Source organism: Gemmatimonas sp., assembly GCF_046594945.1.
Taxonomy (GTDB): domain Bacteria; phylum Gemmatimonadota; class Gemmatimonadetes; order Gemmatimonadales; family Gemmatimonadaceae; genus Gemmatimonas.
In genome coordinates this window covers 1-16119 of the sequence record NZ_JBKJRB010000056.1, presented here as the reverse complement: position 1 = coordinate 16119, position 16119 = coordinate 1, and the positions used below count along the sequence as shown (strand labels likewise).

At 66.4% G+C, this 16119-nt stretch carries 12 protein-coding genes; 9 read left to right on the top strand and 3 right to left on the bottom strand.

The features are described from left to right. The first annotated feature begins 16 nt into the window (after positions 1-16). Positions 17-628 (top strand): TlpA family protein disulfide reductase, encoded by a 612-nt coding sequence (locus tag ACLL97_RS06325; protein WP_411279639.1) that lies wholly within the window; start codon positions 17-19, stop codon positions 626-628. Between the two features lie 16 nt (positions 629-644). Here ACLL97_RS06325 and ACLL97_RS06320 read toward each other — a convergent pair whose 3' ends face one another. Then, positions 645-1061 carry a vitamin K epoxide reductase family protein gene (locus ACLL97_RS06320; RefSeq protein WP_411279638.1) on the bottom strand — a complete coding sequence of 139 codons (417 nt, stop codon included), beginning with the start codon at positions 1059-1061 and terminating at the stop codon, positions 645-647. Between the two features lie 112 nt (positions 1062-1173). Here ACLL97_RS06320 and ACLL97_RS06315 point away from each other — a divergent pair, with 112 nt between their 5' ends. From ACLL97_RS06315 to ACLL97_RS06300, 4 genes are all read left to right on the top strand, one after another. Next, entirely contained in the window at positions 1174-1524 is a 351-nt protein-coding gene (locus ACLL97_RS06315) for a DUF485 domain-containing protein (RefSeq protein WP_411279637.1), read from the top strand. Beyond that, positions 1521-3047 carry a sodium:solute symporter family transporter gene (locus ACLL97_RS06310; RefSeq protein ID WP_411279636.1) on the top strand — a complete coding sequence of 509 codons (1527 nt, stop codon included), beginning with the start codon at positions 1521-1523 and terminating at the stop codon, positions 3045-3047. The genes ACLL97_RS06315 and ACLL97_RS06310 overlap by 4 nt, the downstream gene beginning before the upstream one ends. A gap of 315 nt (positions 3048-3362) precedes the next feature. After that, positions 3363-4676, top strand: a complete 1314-nt coding sequence (locus ACLL97_RS06305; protein ID WP_411279635.1) for a diguanylate cyclase domain-containing protein — start codon at positions 3363-3365, stop codon at positions 4674-4676. Positions 4677-4762: 86 nt separating this feature from the next. Further along, entirely contained in the window at positions 4763-6178 is a 1416-nt protein-coding gene (locus ACLL97_RS06300; protein WP_411279634.1) for an aldehyde dehydrogenase family protein, read from the top strand. On the opposite strand, the gene ACLL97_RS06295 is transcribed toward ACLL97_RS06300, so the two are convergent. After that, positions 6126-7907, bottom strand: a complete 1782-nt coding sequence (locus tag ACLL97_RS06295; RefSeq protein WP_411279633.1) for a protein kinase domain-containing protein — start codon at positions 7905-7907, stop codon at positions 6126-6128. The genes ACLL97_RS06300 and ACLL97_RS06295 overlap by 53 nt on opposite strands. Before the next feature lie 28 nt (positions 7908-7935). Next, complete coding sequence (locus ACLL97_RS06290; protein ID WP_411279632.1) at positions 7936-12000, bottom strand: ATP-binding protein; 4065 nt, start codon at positions 11998-12000, stop codon at positions 7936-7938. 221 nt (positions 12001-12221) lie between these two features. On the opposite strand from ACLL97_RS06290, the gene ACLL97_RS06285 reads away from it, so the two are divergent. From ACLL97_RS06285 to ACLL97_RS06270, 4 genes are all read left to right on the top strand, one after another. Then, on the top strand, positions 12222-12872 hold the full coding sequence (locus tag ACLL97_RS06285; protein ID WP_411279631.1) for a hypothetical protein: 651 nt from the start codon (positions 12222-12224) through the stop codon (positions 12870-12872). 103 nt (positions 12873-12975) lie between these two features. Further along, positions 12976-14463: a TolC family protein gene (locus tag ACLL97_RS06280; protein WP_411279630.1), complete on the top strand. Its 1488-nt coding sequence runs from the start codon at positions 12976-12978 to the stop codon at positions 14461-14463. A 12-nt stretch (positions 14464-14475) separates the two neighbouring features. Next, entirely contained in the window at positions 14476-15762 is a 1287-nt protein-coding gene (locus tag ACLL97_RS06275) for an efflux RND transporter periplasmic adaptor subunit (protein WP_411279629.1), read from the top strand. Between the two features lie 89 nt (positions 15763-15851). Further along, the coding region (locus tag ACLL97_RS06270; protein ID WP_411279666.1) for an ATP-binding cassette domain-containing protein at positions 15852-16119 on the top strand (268 nt) is incomplete at its 3' end.

Below are 16119 nucleotides of genomic sequence, written 5' to 3'. Positions count from 1 at the left end.
GGGGTATATTTCAGGTATGACAGCACCGGCGCGTTCTCCTCGCGGCAACATCAGCTTCAGCACGTTGGCGCTCGCGCTGGTCGCGCTTGCCTGTACCGTGTTGATCGCCAAGCGTGCGACCGCCGAGAAGGACGTGGTGAATCTACTGGCCAACCACGGCGTCGTGGCGGGCACTGACACCGCGCCGTCAACGGCGCCTACGGCTGAGCAAGCCATCGGCACCTTCAAGGTGACCGCGTTGAATGGCAAAGTGATTCCCCTTCACACCAAGGGCGAACCGGCCATTCTCATGATCAGCTCGCGCACCTGCAGTTGGTGCAAGCGTGCGCTCAAGGACCTGGGTGTGATGTCAGCCGGACGTCCGCTCCCGCGTCTCAAGCTGCTGACGCTCGAGGGGGCCGGTGAAGGCGTCGCGATGCTCGCCAACGAAAAACTTACCGGCGCGCAGCTCATCGGGCCGGCCGGCAGCTCCGATCAGGTGTTGCTCACGTTCCGTTATCCTGGAACGCCTACCTTCGTGGCGATCGATCGCAACGGACGCGTGGTGCGCACGCTTCCCGGCTACCCGATTCCCGAGGAGATGAAGCACTGGTACGCGGTCATGGTCGGCGATCAGGACGTCCCCTAGCCCCGCCGCCGGGCGCTTAGACTTTGGCGAGCCGCTTGCGGTCCAGCGTGACCAGAATCGCGCACAGCGTGATCGTCACGGCCGAGACCACGCACCATGAGCAGAAGCCCTTCAGGACGACGAATTCGCCGTACTTGAGCCGTAGCGTGAACAGCACCGCCGGCCAGATCATGAGCTGCATGAGCGTATTCGGCCACCTTTCGTCTTCGTACTTCGCCATCGTGCCGATCGTTGCGGCCGCGAACAGGATGGCGTAGCCGACCGCGCCAATAAGGGCCACATCGACCCCCAGGAACCACCCGTAGCGGCTGCCTTGGATGTACTCGCAGCCCCCGGCGCTGCTGCATCCGAGGGCCCCGGTCAGGCCGAGCTTCCAAAGGTGCAGATAGAGCGCGACCAGCCCCGAGATGAGGCTGCCCAACGCGATGCCCATGCGCGGTGTCACGTGATGCGAGGCCGGAGACGGGGGAAGAGACGAGGGAAGAGAGACCGAACGACGGTGGGACTCTACCGCGTAAGATGCCCTGCCCGTACCTTCGCGCGCCATGACGCTTACTCCGACAGCCGACGCGGCGCGCGACGCTCAGATCGCCGCCACCCGCACCCTCGCTCGCACCCGCTGGCGGGTGGCCGCGGTCCTGACCCTGCTGATGGTCGGGGTCTACTTCGGGTTCATTCTGCTCGTGGCCTATCGCCCGGCCCTGCTTGGGGGTCTCGTGAGCGAGGGCCTGTCGCTCGGCATCGTCCTCGGCGCCCTCGTCATCGTGTCCGCCTGGGTGCTCACCCTGATCTACGTGCAGTGGGCCAACCGGGTTTACGATCCGGCGCTCGCCGCGCTCCGCGCGATGCCTGGCTCCGAAGCCGCTGCCCGTGGCACCCAGGGAGGCGTCCAATGACATTGGGCACTCCTGATCCGGTAGCGATCGGCTTCTTCGCGGTTTTCATCGCCATCACGCTCGGCATCACGTACTGGGCGGCTCGGCGCACGCAGACCGCCGACCATTTCTATGCCGCCGGCCGATCGGTCACCGCCGGGCAGAACGGATTCGCCCTCGCTGGCGATTACATGAGCGCGGCGTCGTTCTTGGGCATTGCCGGACTCGTGTCCACCAGCGGGTTCGATGGGTTGATCTACTCCACCGGTTGGCTGGTGGGCTGGCCCGTGGTGCTCTTTCTGATTGCCGAACCACTGCGCAATCTCGGTCGCTACACCTTCGCCGATGTCGTCGCGTCGCGGCTCGATCCGATGCCCGTGCGGATCAGCGCGACCGTCGGCACCTTGGCCACGATCGCGTTCTATCTCATCGCCCAGATGGTCGGTGCCGGCAGCCTCATTCGCCTGCTCTTCGGCATTCCGTACGAAACGGCCGTGGTCATCGTGGGCTGTGCGATGATGGCGTATGTGCTGTTCGGCGGCATGCTCGCCACGACCTGGGTGCAGATCGTGAAGGCGGTGCTGTTGCTCGGTGGGGCGGCCGCACTGGCTATCATGGTGTTGGCCAAGTTCGACTTCGACCCGCGCGTCTTGTTCGCTGCCGCGGCGGCCAAGTACGGCGCCGGTGTGCTGGCCCCCGGAAAGTTGGTTAGCAATCCGCTGGACGCGATCTCGCTCGGCATGGCGCTGATGTTCGGGACCGCTGGGCTGCCGCACATTCTGATGCGCTTCTACACGGTGCCTGATGCGCGCACGGCGCGACGTTCGGTGTTCATTGCCACAGGACTGATTGGCCTGTTCTATCTCATGACGTTTGTGCTCGGCTTCGGCGCGATGGTACTTGTCACGCCCGAAGCGATCAAGGCAATCGACGCGGGTGGTAACATGGCAGCGCCGATGCTGGCCGAGTTACTCGGTGGACGCGCGTTTCTCGGGTTTATTGCCGCCGTCGCCTTCGCCACCATTCTGGCCGTCGTGGCGGGCCTCGCCCTCTCGGGCGCGGCAGCCATTTCGCATGACATCTGGGCCAGTGTGATCCGTAAAGGACATCCTAAGCCTGGCGAAGAGATCAAGGTCGCGCGCATCGCCACGGTTGTCCTGGCCCTCGTCGCGATGGCGCTCGGTATTGCCTTCAAGGGCCAGAATGTCGCGTTCATGGTGGGACTGGCCTTCGCGATCGCGGCCAGCGCCAACTTCCCGGCGCTGGTGCTCAGCGTGTTCTGGCGGCGCACCACCACGGCGGGCGCGGCCAGCAGCATGATCGTGGGCGCGACCTCCACGCTCGTACTCATCGCGTTGTCGCCGGCCGTTCAGGTCGACTTGCTGCACCACGCCACTGCCATCTTTCCGCTCAAGAATCCAGCTCTGATCACGATTCCGCTGTCGTTCGCGACCGGAATCGTGGTCTCGTTGCTGCGCCCAGATCCGGCCAGCGAAGCGAGGCACGAAGCGATCGAAAGTCGTCTGCTGTTGGGGGCTGACTAAGCCACCTGGCAGGAATTTCCGTGTCGGCCCCGGAGGGATTCGCCGAGTGGGACCGGACGTTTAGACCGGCAGAGACTACCGGCTTGCTTGGGGTACCGAGTGTTGGCTTGTGCGTCTGCAGGCTTCGTAAACGATGCCATGACAGCCACTTGGACTTCCTTTGCAGGGCCGCGCAGCCTACTGGCTGCGCTTGTATAGATGAGCGGCACACAGGTTGCATTGGTGATCTACGCCACACGACCGGTGCGACGTGGGCGGGAATTTCCGCGGACCGACGGCGGTTGCGGAATCCCGACAAGCATCAATCCCTCTGTCATGTTCGATCGTCTCGCTCTTCGCACCCCCTTCTGGGGTGTCATCATCATCATCGCGCTGACAGCCGCCGGCGTGTCCGCCGGGCAGTCAGTCGATCGGGTACCGAGCTTCCTGGACGCGGCGCCGTGGCTGTCGGCCGCTGCGCTCATCGTCGCGATCGCCGGCTGGCGGCTGTTGCACCGCGAACTGTTGCATCGAATGCAGGAGGACGAGTCGCTACGCGATCGGATCCGTCGCTTGCAAGACGCGATGCAGTCGAATGTGGACGGCATGTTCCTCCTGCGCGCCGTGCGGACCGCGGCGGGTGAAATCATCGACTTCGAGATCGCCGATGTGAACAGCAGCGGCGCCGCAACCCTCTATCGCACCCGGGAACAGCTGGTCGGTCGCCGCATTCGCGAAGCGCTGCCAACGCCGATGGCCGACACGCTCGTCGAGCGCTACGTCGATGCAATCACGATGCGCACGCCCGTCGTGGAAGAACTTCGCGTGAACCGTCGCGCGGTGGCCGCCAGCTGGCTCTTTCATCAGGCCGCCCCGACTGCCGACGGGCTGGCCGTCACCGTGCGCGATGTGTCGTCGCGCAAGCGTGATGAGCTCCGTCTGCGGAAGGCGTGCTTGACCGACGACCTGACTCGACTGAACAACCGTCGCGGCTTCATGGCCCTTGCCGAGCAGCACCTGCGCATCGCGCGTCGACAGGGCAAAGATGCCGTGGTCATGTACGTCGATATGGACGACTTCAAGCAGCTCAACGATCGTCATGGCCACGCCGCCGGTGATCGTGCGCTGGTGGCCGTGTCACGGCTACTCCAGAACACCGTTCGCGACTGCGACGTCGTCGCGCGCATGGGCGGTGACGAGTTTACGATCCTCGCGCTCGACGCCGACGGCCTGGGTGCCCGTGCGATCCAGAAGCGACTCGACGAACGCCTCGCGCTGTTCAACGCGACGGGCGAGTTGCCGATGCCACTCTCGCTCACGGTCGGACACACACGCGTCCGTCCCAGCGACACGGCATCGGTGAACGAGTTGCTCGCCCGCGCCGATCAGCTACTGTACGCCCGCAAGCGTCGACGACAGCTCACAAAAATGATCGAAGCGCGCCAACAGCATCGCACGACGCGCCCGGCGCCGCGATTGGTGCCAATGCCGGTACCGGCCGAGGTCGCCGCGCTGGCGCGCGCCGCTGCCATGGCACTCACCAGCGCCGCCCCGCCGAGGTCGACCGCGCGCCCCGCCGCGATGTCGGCGCAGCTGGGCAACGCACTACCTGACGTGATTGGGACCTTTCTTCCTCCGCACGCCGCGTAAACGCAGCGCTGTACGCGCGGCGGCGCACGATGCACGGCTCACCTCGGCGCTTGACCCTCATGGGGGCGGGCGCCGAGGTTCAGGGTATGACATTCCGCGCAGTGAATCCGGCGACCGGCGTCGCCTTGCATGAAGTTCCGCCGCTCGCCCCGAGCGAGCGCGTCGCGCTGATCGCACGCGTGCATCGCGAACAACAACAGTGGCGTCGCGCCGATCACGCGCAGCGGGCGCGTTTTGTTCAAGCGCTCGGCGTCGCGTTGCAGGCGCATCGCGAAGCACTGGCCGAGTGGCTCTCGCTCGAGATGGGCAAGCCGATCGTGGCCGCCCGCGCCGAAGTCGACAAGTGCGTCTCGCTTTGCGAACAGGCGCCGGCACTCGCGCGGGCCGCACTCGCCGACGACGTGCTCGCGCACGACGCCATCAACGATGTGCGCATCCAGTACGCGCCACTCGGCACCGTGCTGGCCATCATGCCGTGGAATTTTCCGTACTGGCAGGCGCTGCGATTTGCCGTGCCGACGCTGCTCGCCGGCAACGGCGTGTTGATCAAGCCGGCCGGGTCGGTGCCGGGTGGCGCACGGCTGCTTGACGACTGTTTCGTGGAAGCTCGGGCCGCCGTTCGAGCTGATGATGCGGCGGTACCTGACGCGCCCTGTCACATGGCGTTCATCGAGGTGGAAGCACTCGATAGCGTGATCGCCGACGCGCGCATCGCGGGTGTTACGCTCACCGGCAGCGATCGCGCCGGCCGACACGTCGCGTCGGTGGCCGGAACGCATCTCAAGAAAGTCGTGCTCGAATTGGGCGGCAGCGATCCGTTCATCGTGCTCCCGGACGCCGACATCGCGGTCGCCGCCGCACAGGCCGTGGCCGCTCGCACGGTGAATTCAGGACAGTCCTGCATCGCGGCGAAACGCTTCATCGTGTGCGACGCGGTCTACGACGACTTTCTGGCACGCTTCGTGGACGGCATGCGCGCATTACGCGTGGGCGATCCGCGCGATGAAGCTACACAAATCGGACCGATCGCCACCGAGAGTGTGCGCGACGGCCTCGCCAAACAAGTGCAGGATTCGATTGCCGCCGGTGCGCGCGCGCTCGTGGGCGGCGCCATCGACGGACTCGCCGGTTTCTTCTATCCGCCCACGGTACTCGTGGACATCCCCGACGATGCCCCGGCGTCCCGCGAGGAACTGTTCGGTCCGGTGGCGTCGGTGTTTCGCGTCGCCGACGTGGTGGCCGCGATTGCCAAAGCCAACGACACGCCCTTCGGATTGGGCGCCAGTGTCTGGACGCGCGATCCGGCCATCGCGACGCAGTGCATCGAGGCACTCGACGTCGGCATGGTGTTCGTGAACGAGATGGTGGTCTCGGACCCGCGCTATCCGTTCGGCGGCGTAAAGCAATCGGGCATGGGCCGCGAACTGGGCCCACTCGGATTTCGCGAGTTCACCAACCCGAAGGCGGTTCGACGGGGTCATCTTCCTGAAGCCCCCCGATAAGACGCCGCCACCACGGACGCGCATCTTCCGCGCGTCGCGTCGCACGCACCACCTGTCGCCAGGCGATACGCATTTCGAGCGCATCCTCGAAACGATCTTCCACCCGCGCCGCCAGTCCATTCAGCAGCCAGCCACCGAGCGCCTCGGGGAATCCGTCTTCCTCGAGCCGCGCCGCCAGTGTCTCAGACAGCTGCTGGGCCAGAATCGCCTCCGCTGGCCCATCGCCAAACGGCGCGCGTCCGGTGAGGACGAAGTACACAATGCTCGCCAGCGCGTAACAGTCAGTGGCTGGCCCTTGGGCCTCGCCAAGCAGCTGCTCCGGTGCGGCGAATGACGGTGTGCCCGACGTGCCAGCGCCTTCTTCCCCGAGCGCGTACGCGATGCCGAAGTCACCGATCCGCCACCGGCGGTACCGATCGATCAGAATGTTTTCCGGCTTCAGATCGCGGTGGATGATCCCGCTCGTGTGCGCGGCGTGTAGCGCCTCGAGCACCTCATCGACCTGCGGCGCAATCTCTTCGAACTGGCGCGGTCCACTGCGCGACACGAGACTGGCCACCGACCCACCTTCGGCCAGCTCCATCGTGTACCACACGATGTCGCCACGACTGTCGGTATCGTAGATCGGCACGATCGCCGCGTGCGCGAGCTGGGCCGCCAATCGTGCTTCACGGCGAAAGCGCGCCACCGCCGTGTCGTCCTTCGCGATGTGCGGATGCAGCACCTTGATGGCCACTTCGCGCGACAGTGAGAGATCACGGGCGCGCCAGACGCTGCCGAACATGCCGCTCCCCAGCGGTGACAGGATGTCGTAATCGTCGGCCGTTGCCCAACGCAGACGGGCCTCTGCTGAGTCGAGCGCAGGCGGCAACTCATCGCCCTCGGGCGCGATCATCACCTGCCGCACCGACACATGCCGGTCCATGTCTCGCAGCATCGCCGCGATACTCGGAAACCGGTCTTCAGGCGACGGCGCGAGCGCACGCGCCAGGACCGCGGCCAGTGCCTGCGGGCAGTCCGGGCGAAGCAGCGATATCGGCGGCACATCATGCTCCGGCGGGGTCTCGCCGGTGAGCATCGTGAACAGCATTGCCGCCAACTGCCACTGATCTGACGCCGGTGTCGGACGCCAATCCGCGGCCGACCACTCAGGCGGCCGCGGCGTGAACACCGAGTCGGGCTGAAGTCCGGCCGGACGCTGGTCGCGCGGCAGCACCCATTCCCACCCCAGCACCCACAGTCGCCCGCCGGGGGTCAGCCAGATCGTGCTCGACGAGATCGCGCCGTGCGACGCTCCGGTATCGTGCAGATAGGCCAGCGTGCTCCCTGCCTCGCGCAGCACCTGAAGCGCGAACGGAATCGCCTCAGGCCCAAGCCGCGTGAGGCGCGAATGCACGGTTTCCCCACCGATCCAACGACGGAGATACCCGGGTCCCCGACGACTTTCCTGATACGAAGCCCAGTAGTGGTAGGTCGTCGGCACAGACGGATGATTCCGATGCGCCAGCGCGCGGGCCTCGTTCTTCAACCACTCATCATGACCCGCGTCCGGGGCGCTCACGAGAGACAGTGAACGACCCAGCGCGTCGATCACTTCCTGATAGTGGCGATGCTCGCGCTGAATCGCCTCATGCCCCCACGACCAGCCCGGGGGCAGCGACCACGCCTCGAGATGCGGAGCCGGCGAGGTCGTTGGCCGGTGGTCAGGAGGAGGCGCGGACTGCTTCATGACACATAGTTTAACGCCCCGAGCGAAGTCATGTGCGAGTCGCACGGCGAAGCGTGAGGCGGACGGTGGTTCCAGCGCCCGGCGTGCTCGTCAGGCCGATCGTTCCACCCCATCCTTCAATCAGCCGTCGACTGATCGCCAACCCCAGGCCGCTTCCACTGGTTCGGGTCGAGAAGTGCGGCTCGAACACCTGCGGCAGGATATCCGCCGCGATACCCGTACCGTTGTCTTTGACGTCAATCACGACGTGTGTCGCCGTCCCTTGAACGTGCACGGAGACGGTCCCGGCATCGGCCAGCCGGGCGTTCTCGAGCACATTGAGCAGGACGTCCTTGAGTTCGTCCCGTTGGGCCAGGGCGACCACCTGCTCCGCACCGGGCTCCGGTGCCTCGATGTTCCAGCGAATACCCGCCTCGCGCTCGCCGTCTTCACCCAACCGTTCGAGCGACATCACGTCGTGCACGACCGCCGCGACATCCACCGGCAGGGCCGGCGCGCGATCCTCCGGCGCGGTGCCGTAGCGGCTGAAGGCCCGCGCGATCTCGTCGAGATGATCGATCTCGGCCAACACGCGCGCCACGTTGGTATCGAGAATCTCGCCGAAGTCGCCGCGCTTGTCGCGATAGGCTCGACGCAGGTGCTGCACCCCCAGACGTATCGGCGTGAGCGGATTCTTGATCTCATGCGCGACCTGCCGCGCCATCTCACCCCAAGCCAGTACGCGTTGCGCCGACGCGAGCTCGGTCACGTCATCGAGCGTCAACACCGCGCCACTTGGCAGTCGCGTGAGGCGCGCGCGCACCTGACGTCCGAGTACCATCAGCTCAAACGCTTCCTCGTCGTTCGTGGCTGTGAGGAACGCCGTCGAGCGTTCCACGAGCGGGGCGAGTGTCGCCGGCAGCGCACGCAGCGAGACACTCGGCGCGCGGAGCGACACGCCCAGCATGGCCTCGGCACGCGGATTGGCAATGAGAATGTCGCCGCCTGGTGCGGCGCCATTCGAGGCTGACCGTAGTGCCAGCACGCCACTGGCGACATGCTGCAACACCGCTTCCGTGCGGCGCTGCGCTGCCTCGACCGCGGCGCGACTGGTGACCAGATCATCGGCCATCCGTCCGAACGCACGATACACTGGCGCAAATTCGGTGGCCGGCGCCGTGCCGAGCGCCGGTGCGCGTCCGCCAGCGGCGATGACCAGTGCGGCTTCGCGCAGTGCCCCCACCGGCCGCGCCAAAGAACGGGCCGCCAGTCCACTCGACCAGAGGGCGGCCAGGGCGCCCAGCAGGCTCGCGAACAGCAGGAGCACACCGAGATCTTCGCGGCGGGCATCGAGGGAGAATTCGTCGCCGCGCGCCGGCGTGGCCAGTACCGTGGAACTGGTCGGCGAGAGATGTCGGAAGCCGATCAGCGTACGCGCATCACCGACCGCAATACGACGTGTGGTGAACACGTCATCCGGGCCGAAATCGTCGGTGCGGTAGTCTTCGGTGCCGAGCGACACTGGCAGCAATCGGCCGAGCGGTGCCAAGGCATCAAGCAGCGAGTCGCTGGCCGTCACGAGTTGCGCATCGCGATAGAGAAACAACGGCGCGCCGGTACTCGATGGCGCCGTCCCGATCGAATGCTGCTCCTGCTCGGCGGCCGCCACGCGCAGCGTTTCCCGAACCAGCAGCTCGCGCGCCGCGCGATCGTCGTCCTGCAGACGATACCACGCCCACGACGCAAAGATGGTCGACGGCACGATAAAGAACGTGAGTAACGCGCCGCTCAATCGCACACGATACGAACGTGACCAGCGCACGCGGCGCCGCCGCAGCAGTCGGCCCAGCGCGCCATCAGCCAGCGCCGTGGCCGACCAGAGGAGCATCACCGCGATGACGTCGAGGAATACCAGCAAGGCCCCGCGGGGCAGCAACACGTCGAGTGGGCGGAGATCGACTTCCACATGCACGCGCCGCACGTCGATACCGCCACCGGCCACGCCATCGCCGTGCATCGCATCGCCACGCCGACGCCACTGTAGCGGATGCGCGATCGTATCGCCGGCGAACGGCACGGCCAGAGTCAACTTGTAGGGGGCTTCGGTGCCGCGCGCGCCGGTGACGCCCGTAAACGAGAAAAACGGATCGAGCGGCAGCAGCCGGGTGCGCGGCGGCACCGCGATCGTGGTCACGACGCTATCGGGCGCCGGCACGGCGGCCACCAGCAGCGTCGTCGGTCCATCACCGACGGCGCGAATCTCCACCAAGCCGCTTTCGCGGGCCATGGTCGCAATCACCGCCTGCGCGCCGATCGTATCGTTCACCGGCGCGAGCGACAAATCGGAGACCGGCGTCGTGACGTTGCCCGGAACCCAGCGCGCCAGCCGCGCCGGGTAGCCGGCCAGCGCGAGCTCACTCGAGGCGTAACGTCGCAACAGCGCCTCGGTACTCCGTACCGGTCGCGTCTCTTCTCGCATCGACGTCGCGAATCGTTCGAGCAACCGATATGCATTCTCGTCCACCGCCTCGAGGCGTTCGAGATCGTGCTGGGCGAGCGCCATCCGGGCACGCACCGTGGCTCCCCAGGTCAACGTGGCCGCGCCGGTGCCGGCGACGACCGCGGCCGCCGCGACCTGCGCGAGACCGCGACGCGTGAGCGCCAACGATCCGATCGCGGCGATCCACAGCGCGGGATACCACGCCGGCCATGCGCCCGGAGCATCCCAGAGGATCGGCGCCGCCACACCGGCCAAGATCGCCAGCAGCGGCGCGGCGCTCGATGGCACACCACGGCGCGGACCCAGTGCGGCCCGCCCGGCGGCGGCACCCGCCAGCAAGATCGACACACCGGCCAGGGCGAGCGCGAGCTGCCACGCAATCCACAACACGAAGCCCGCGCCTGCCGCCGGCAGCGCAATGCCGCGCGCCAGATCGCGGAGCAGGAACGGTCCGCCCGACGCCACGATGATCACCACCGCCACCGCGATCCATCGCGATGGCTTCTGGACGGACGTGCGCAACACGAGCAAGAGCACGGCCAGGGCGAGCGCAGTCGTGATCAGCAGGGCGGCCACATTCGACGTCAGTGGTCCGCCCATCGCCGCGAAATAACTCGCCGGGTCAAAGAGCGTCGACACATTCGAGAGGGCGGTCAGGGGCGCGACGGCGATCGCGAGCACCGCCACCGCCGCGGCAGCCACCCGTTGTCCTGTACGAGCCGGCCGACGCCACGCACTGATCAGCATGCCCAGCAGCGCAAGGCCGAGCGACAGATTGGTCCGTGCCCGTGCGCGCTGCAGCAGCGACAGCTGCGTCTCACCCTCCGAGAAATCGAGGGCGCGCACGCGCGCCAATCGATTCGGGCCATCGGGGACCACGACCACCGTCGATCCGGTGGCCACATTCGTCGAGTCAGGAGACTCGATAATCGTATGCGCGACATCGACGCGGCCCGACAGCGTGCGCAGCAGTGGCCGCGCGAAACGATCGGCCGGCGGTGCCGACGACACCAGTGCCACCGCCACCGCTTCAACTCGACCATCGGCGGAACGTGCCCGCGCTACCAGCGACGTGTGAAACGCCCCCTCAATAAGACGGACACCGACCGGTGCGCCCGCCGTGATCGGCGTTCGCGTCTGTCCCGAGCGCGCCACCAACGCGCCGTTCCGGAACACCAGCAGCGCGGACTCCACGCTCTCCTCCAGCGGTGTACTCGCCACGACGGTCGAGTCCAACACGCGCGCGTCGACGACGCGTCGCAAGGTGGAGGCGACGTCGGTCAGACTCGCGGCCACGCGCTGCGCGCGATCCTCCCGTTCCCCGGCTGACCAGGTGGTCCAATCACGGCGTACCGCGAACAGTGTCGCGGTCTCGCCCACGGCCACTGTGACCGTGACGGCGAGCAACACGACGGTCACGGCGGGCATCCCGCGAGGACGTCGCACGGTGGGCAGCATCCACGCCGCACCGACACTTGCGATCAGCGCCACAGCGAGCGACGTCCACCCCGGCGCCTGCTGCCAGAGGGCACAGGCGACGATGGCGATGCAGGCCGCGACGACCCAACCCAACGGCCACGAATCGGCGCGAGCCGCGCGAGGAGAGGAGAACATGGCCCCACAATACCCCGTGGACCCCGCTATAGCGACGCCATCGCGAAGGGGCGCGCCGTGCCGGTTATCTTTCATACATGCCCCCAGTTCGCCGTTTCCGGCGTCATCGTCCGATACTTCTGGCACTGGTCATCACCGTGCTCGCGACGCCTTTGCTGGCAGCGCGGTGGCCATCGAGGTGGCGATCCACGGCGGCCCCGCCGCCCCCTCGACGGCTGTCCGTGCAGCCACCGGCGCCGGCTCGACTCGACGTGGGCAGCTTCACGCTGCTGGTGAATGGACAGCGCGCCGGTCGCGAGCAGTTCTCGGTGCAACGGCTCACGTCGCAGGATGGAGGAACGCTCGAAGTGCGGTCGGAGTCGGCACTCGGCGACCGGCGCGTCGCGATGCGCCTGGAGACCGACTCGGCTGGCACGCCGGTGCGCTATTCCGTCGAGGAGCGCCGCGGGGCTGAGGTCACGCTCCGTCTTGGCGGCCAACGGGTGCGCGGCCGCTTCGCGACACTCGCGCGCAGTTCGACCGGGGAAGCGGCGCGCGAATATCTGCTGCGTCCGGGCGCGGTCGTGATCGAGGATGATGGCATCGTCCAGTACGCCCTGCTGGTGCGCGAGCGCGCGCTCGTCGAGGGCGGCGGCGTCACGCTGCCGCGCCTGACGCCCATCGCCAATACGCAGGGTGCCGTGCGACTCGTCCTCGAAACACGTTCCGATACCATCGTCGTGGCGGGCGTGCGTCGGGATGCGCGTCGCTGGCGGGTGACGGCCAGCAGCGGGGATCTGCGCCTCGTGTGGGTCGACGCCGAGGGACGCGTACTCAAGCTCAGCATCCCGGCCCGCAACCTTGAGGCGCTCCGAGACGACGTGCCACGCTGACGTCCACGACGGTGGCCCACTCTCCTCGGTCCGTTCAGCTGAAACCATACCCACGCGGGGTGCGTACGCCTCCCTGTCTATGACCTTCACCCGCTCCGCCCCCATGAGAATTCACGCTTTCGCGCTCGCGCTCGGTCTGGCCGTCGTCGGGACCGCACCAACGCTTACTGCGGCGCAGTCCGCCCCTGCTCCGGGGGCGGTCATCACGCTGACCGACGCCTTGGCGCTCGCACGCCGGAACAATCCCGCGCTGCAGTCATCTACCAACGCCCGACGCACCGCCGCCGCCGCGGTACGCTCGGCGAACGGCGCGTTCCTACCCAGCGTCAACAGCAGTTTCGGGGGGGGCTATCGTGAAGGTCGGCAGACCTTTTTTCAGGGTCAGGCCTTCGGCTCCACGAACAATCAGCTCTCCACCGACGCCTCCGTGAACGCCAGCCTCCAGCTGTCGCTCGCCACGCTGAACGACAAGCGTGCCGCGCAGGCCAATCAGAACGCAACCGAAGCGGAGATCTCCGCCGCCGAACAGCGCGTGCGGAATGACGTGACCAACCAATACCTCACAGCGCTGCAAGCGCAGGCGCGCGCCTCGCTGCAGGACACGCTCCAGGCAACCACGCAAACCCAGCTGCAGCTCGCCCGGGCCCGGCTGCAGGTGGGATCCGGAACGCAACTCGACGTGCAGCGCGCCGAAGTGGCTGATGGACAGCAGCGTGTCGCCTCGTTGAACACGCGCAATCAGGCCGCGATCGAAATCGTCCGGCTCTTCCAGACGATCGGGATCGAGGCGACGCCCAACGCCGCGCTCGATGCCAATCTCGCCGCTCCGCCCACGATCGACCTTCCGGCCATTCTCGAAATGGCCCGCCGAACCAATCCCGCGCTCGGCGCGTTCCGTGCCCGTGAAGAGTCGGCCCGCAGTAGTCAGACCTCGGCGCGCAGTGCCTACTTCCCGTCACTCGCGCTGCAGGCCGCTGTGTCGGCCTTCACCAACCGCTTCACGAATACCGGACTGCTGATCAGCCAGAGCCAGGCGAATACACTGGCCGGCCAGGCCTCGTGCATTCGCAGTGAAGAGGTGCGCAGTCGTCTCAGCCTGCCCAACAACCTTGCCCAGTGCAGCGCGATCACGTTCACGACGGCGCAGGAAGATGCCATTCGCGCGTCGCAGGGAAAGTATCCGTTCGACTTCACGCGCAACCCGTATTCCCTCTCCGCCACCTTCTCGCTGCCCGTCTTCAACGGCTGGCGTCGTGAGCAGCAGGTCGAGCAGGCCAGCGTGCAGCGTCGCAATGCGCAGAACGATGTACGGGCGCAGGAACTGCGCGTCACGGCCGACGTGACGGCGGCGTCCCTTTCACTGAGCACGGCGCAACAAACCGTCGTGCTTCAGGAGCAGAACGTGCGCACGGCGCGCACCGCCCTCTCGCTGGCCCAGGAGCGCTATCGCGTGGGAGCCATCAGCATCGTGGATCTGGTGCAAGCGCGTGGTGATTACGAACGCGCTGAAACCGACCGAATCACTGCTGTATACGATGTACAACGGGCATTCGCGGCGCTTGAAAATGCCGTCGGCCGTCCCCTCCGCTAACAGAGACCAGTCATGACAAAAGGCGTAAAGTTCGGGATCGGCGGCGTCGTGGTGATCGCCGTTGCCGCCCTTGCAGTGATCAGCGCAAAAAAGAACAGCACGAAGCCGGTGGAAGTGCGCACCGAGGCCGTGGAAGCGCGTGACCTCGTCGCCTCGGTGACGGCCAGCGGACAGATTCAGCCGCGTACCAAGGTCGACGTGTCGGCCGACGTGACCGGCAAGATCGTGCGCCTGTCGGTCAAGGAAGGCGACGTCGTGAAGAAGGGCCAGTTCCTGCTGCAGATCGATCCCGAGCAGGTGACGGCTGCGCTGCAGCGCTCCGAGGCATTCCTCGCGTCATCTCGCGCCCAGGCGGCGCAGTCGCGGGCGAGCCTGTTGCAGGCGCAGCGCAACTACGAGCGCTCGCTGCAGATCAAGCGACAGTCGCCGGAGCTGGTCAGCGACGAACAGCTCGAGCAGCTCAAAACGCAGGCCGAAGTGAACAAGGCGCTGGCCGAAGCAGCCGGCTTCAGCGTGGATCAAGCCGTGGCCTCGGTGCGCGATGCGCGCCAGGCGCTCAACCGCACCACGATCATCGCTCCGATGAGCGGCAAGATTACCCGCCTGAACGTGGAAGAGGGCGAAACGGCGATCATGGGTACGCTGAACAAAGATGCGGCGACGCTCATGACGATCAGCGACATGAGTGTGCTCGAAACGAAGGTAAAGGTCGATGAGACTGATGTCGCCCGCATCAGCGTCGGCGACTCGGCGCTCATCCAGATCGACGCCTTCCCCGACACCACATTCGTGGGCCGCGTTGTCGAAATCTCAAACAGCTCGGTCACCAAAACAGCCGCCGGGAACACTGGCGACCAGGCGATCGACTACGAAGTGCGCGTCGAGCTGGTAAATCCGCCACAGGATACCCGCCCCGACTTCTCGGCCACGGCCAAGATCGTGACGGCGTCGCGGACGAAGGTGCTCAGCATCCCGATCATTGCGCTCACGGTTCGTGAGAACGAGAACTTTCCCAACGGCGATTCGGCCGTGACGGTGGGCCGCCAGCCGACAAAGGAAGTCGGCAAGCGTGATGTTGAAGGCGTGTTCGTGGTCGGCACCGACAACAAAGTGAGCTTCCGCCCCGTAAAGGTCGGTATCGCCGGCGAGCGTCATTTCGAAGTGCTCGACGGACTGAAGCGCGGCGAGACCATTGTGGCCGGCACGTATCAGGCGATCCGCGAACTCAAAGACGGCGCGATGATCCGGACGGCGAAGGTGGACGACAAGAAGGTGCCGGCAACCGGAAAGAAGCCGTGAGCAAGACACTCGACGAGATCGGACTCAGCACCACGGGGGAACGTCAGACAGTTACGACCTCGGCCGGCGTCGCCCCCGGGCAGGACTGGGTGATCGTGACCCGTCAGTTGAAGCGAGAGTACGACATGGGTGGCGAAATCGTCCGCGCCCTTCGCGGAGTCGATCTCGCGATCCGGCGCAACGAGTACGTGGCCATCATGGGTCCGTCCGGCTCGGGCAAGTCGACGCTGATGAACCTCATAGGCTGCCTCGATACGCCCAGCAAGGGCTCGTACCTGCTGAACAGCAAGCAGGTGAGCCAGATGGACGACAACGAGCTGGCCCGCATCCGCAACGAAGAGATCGGGTTCGTCTTCC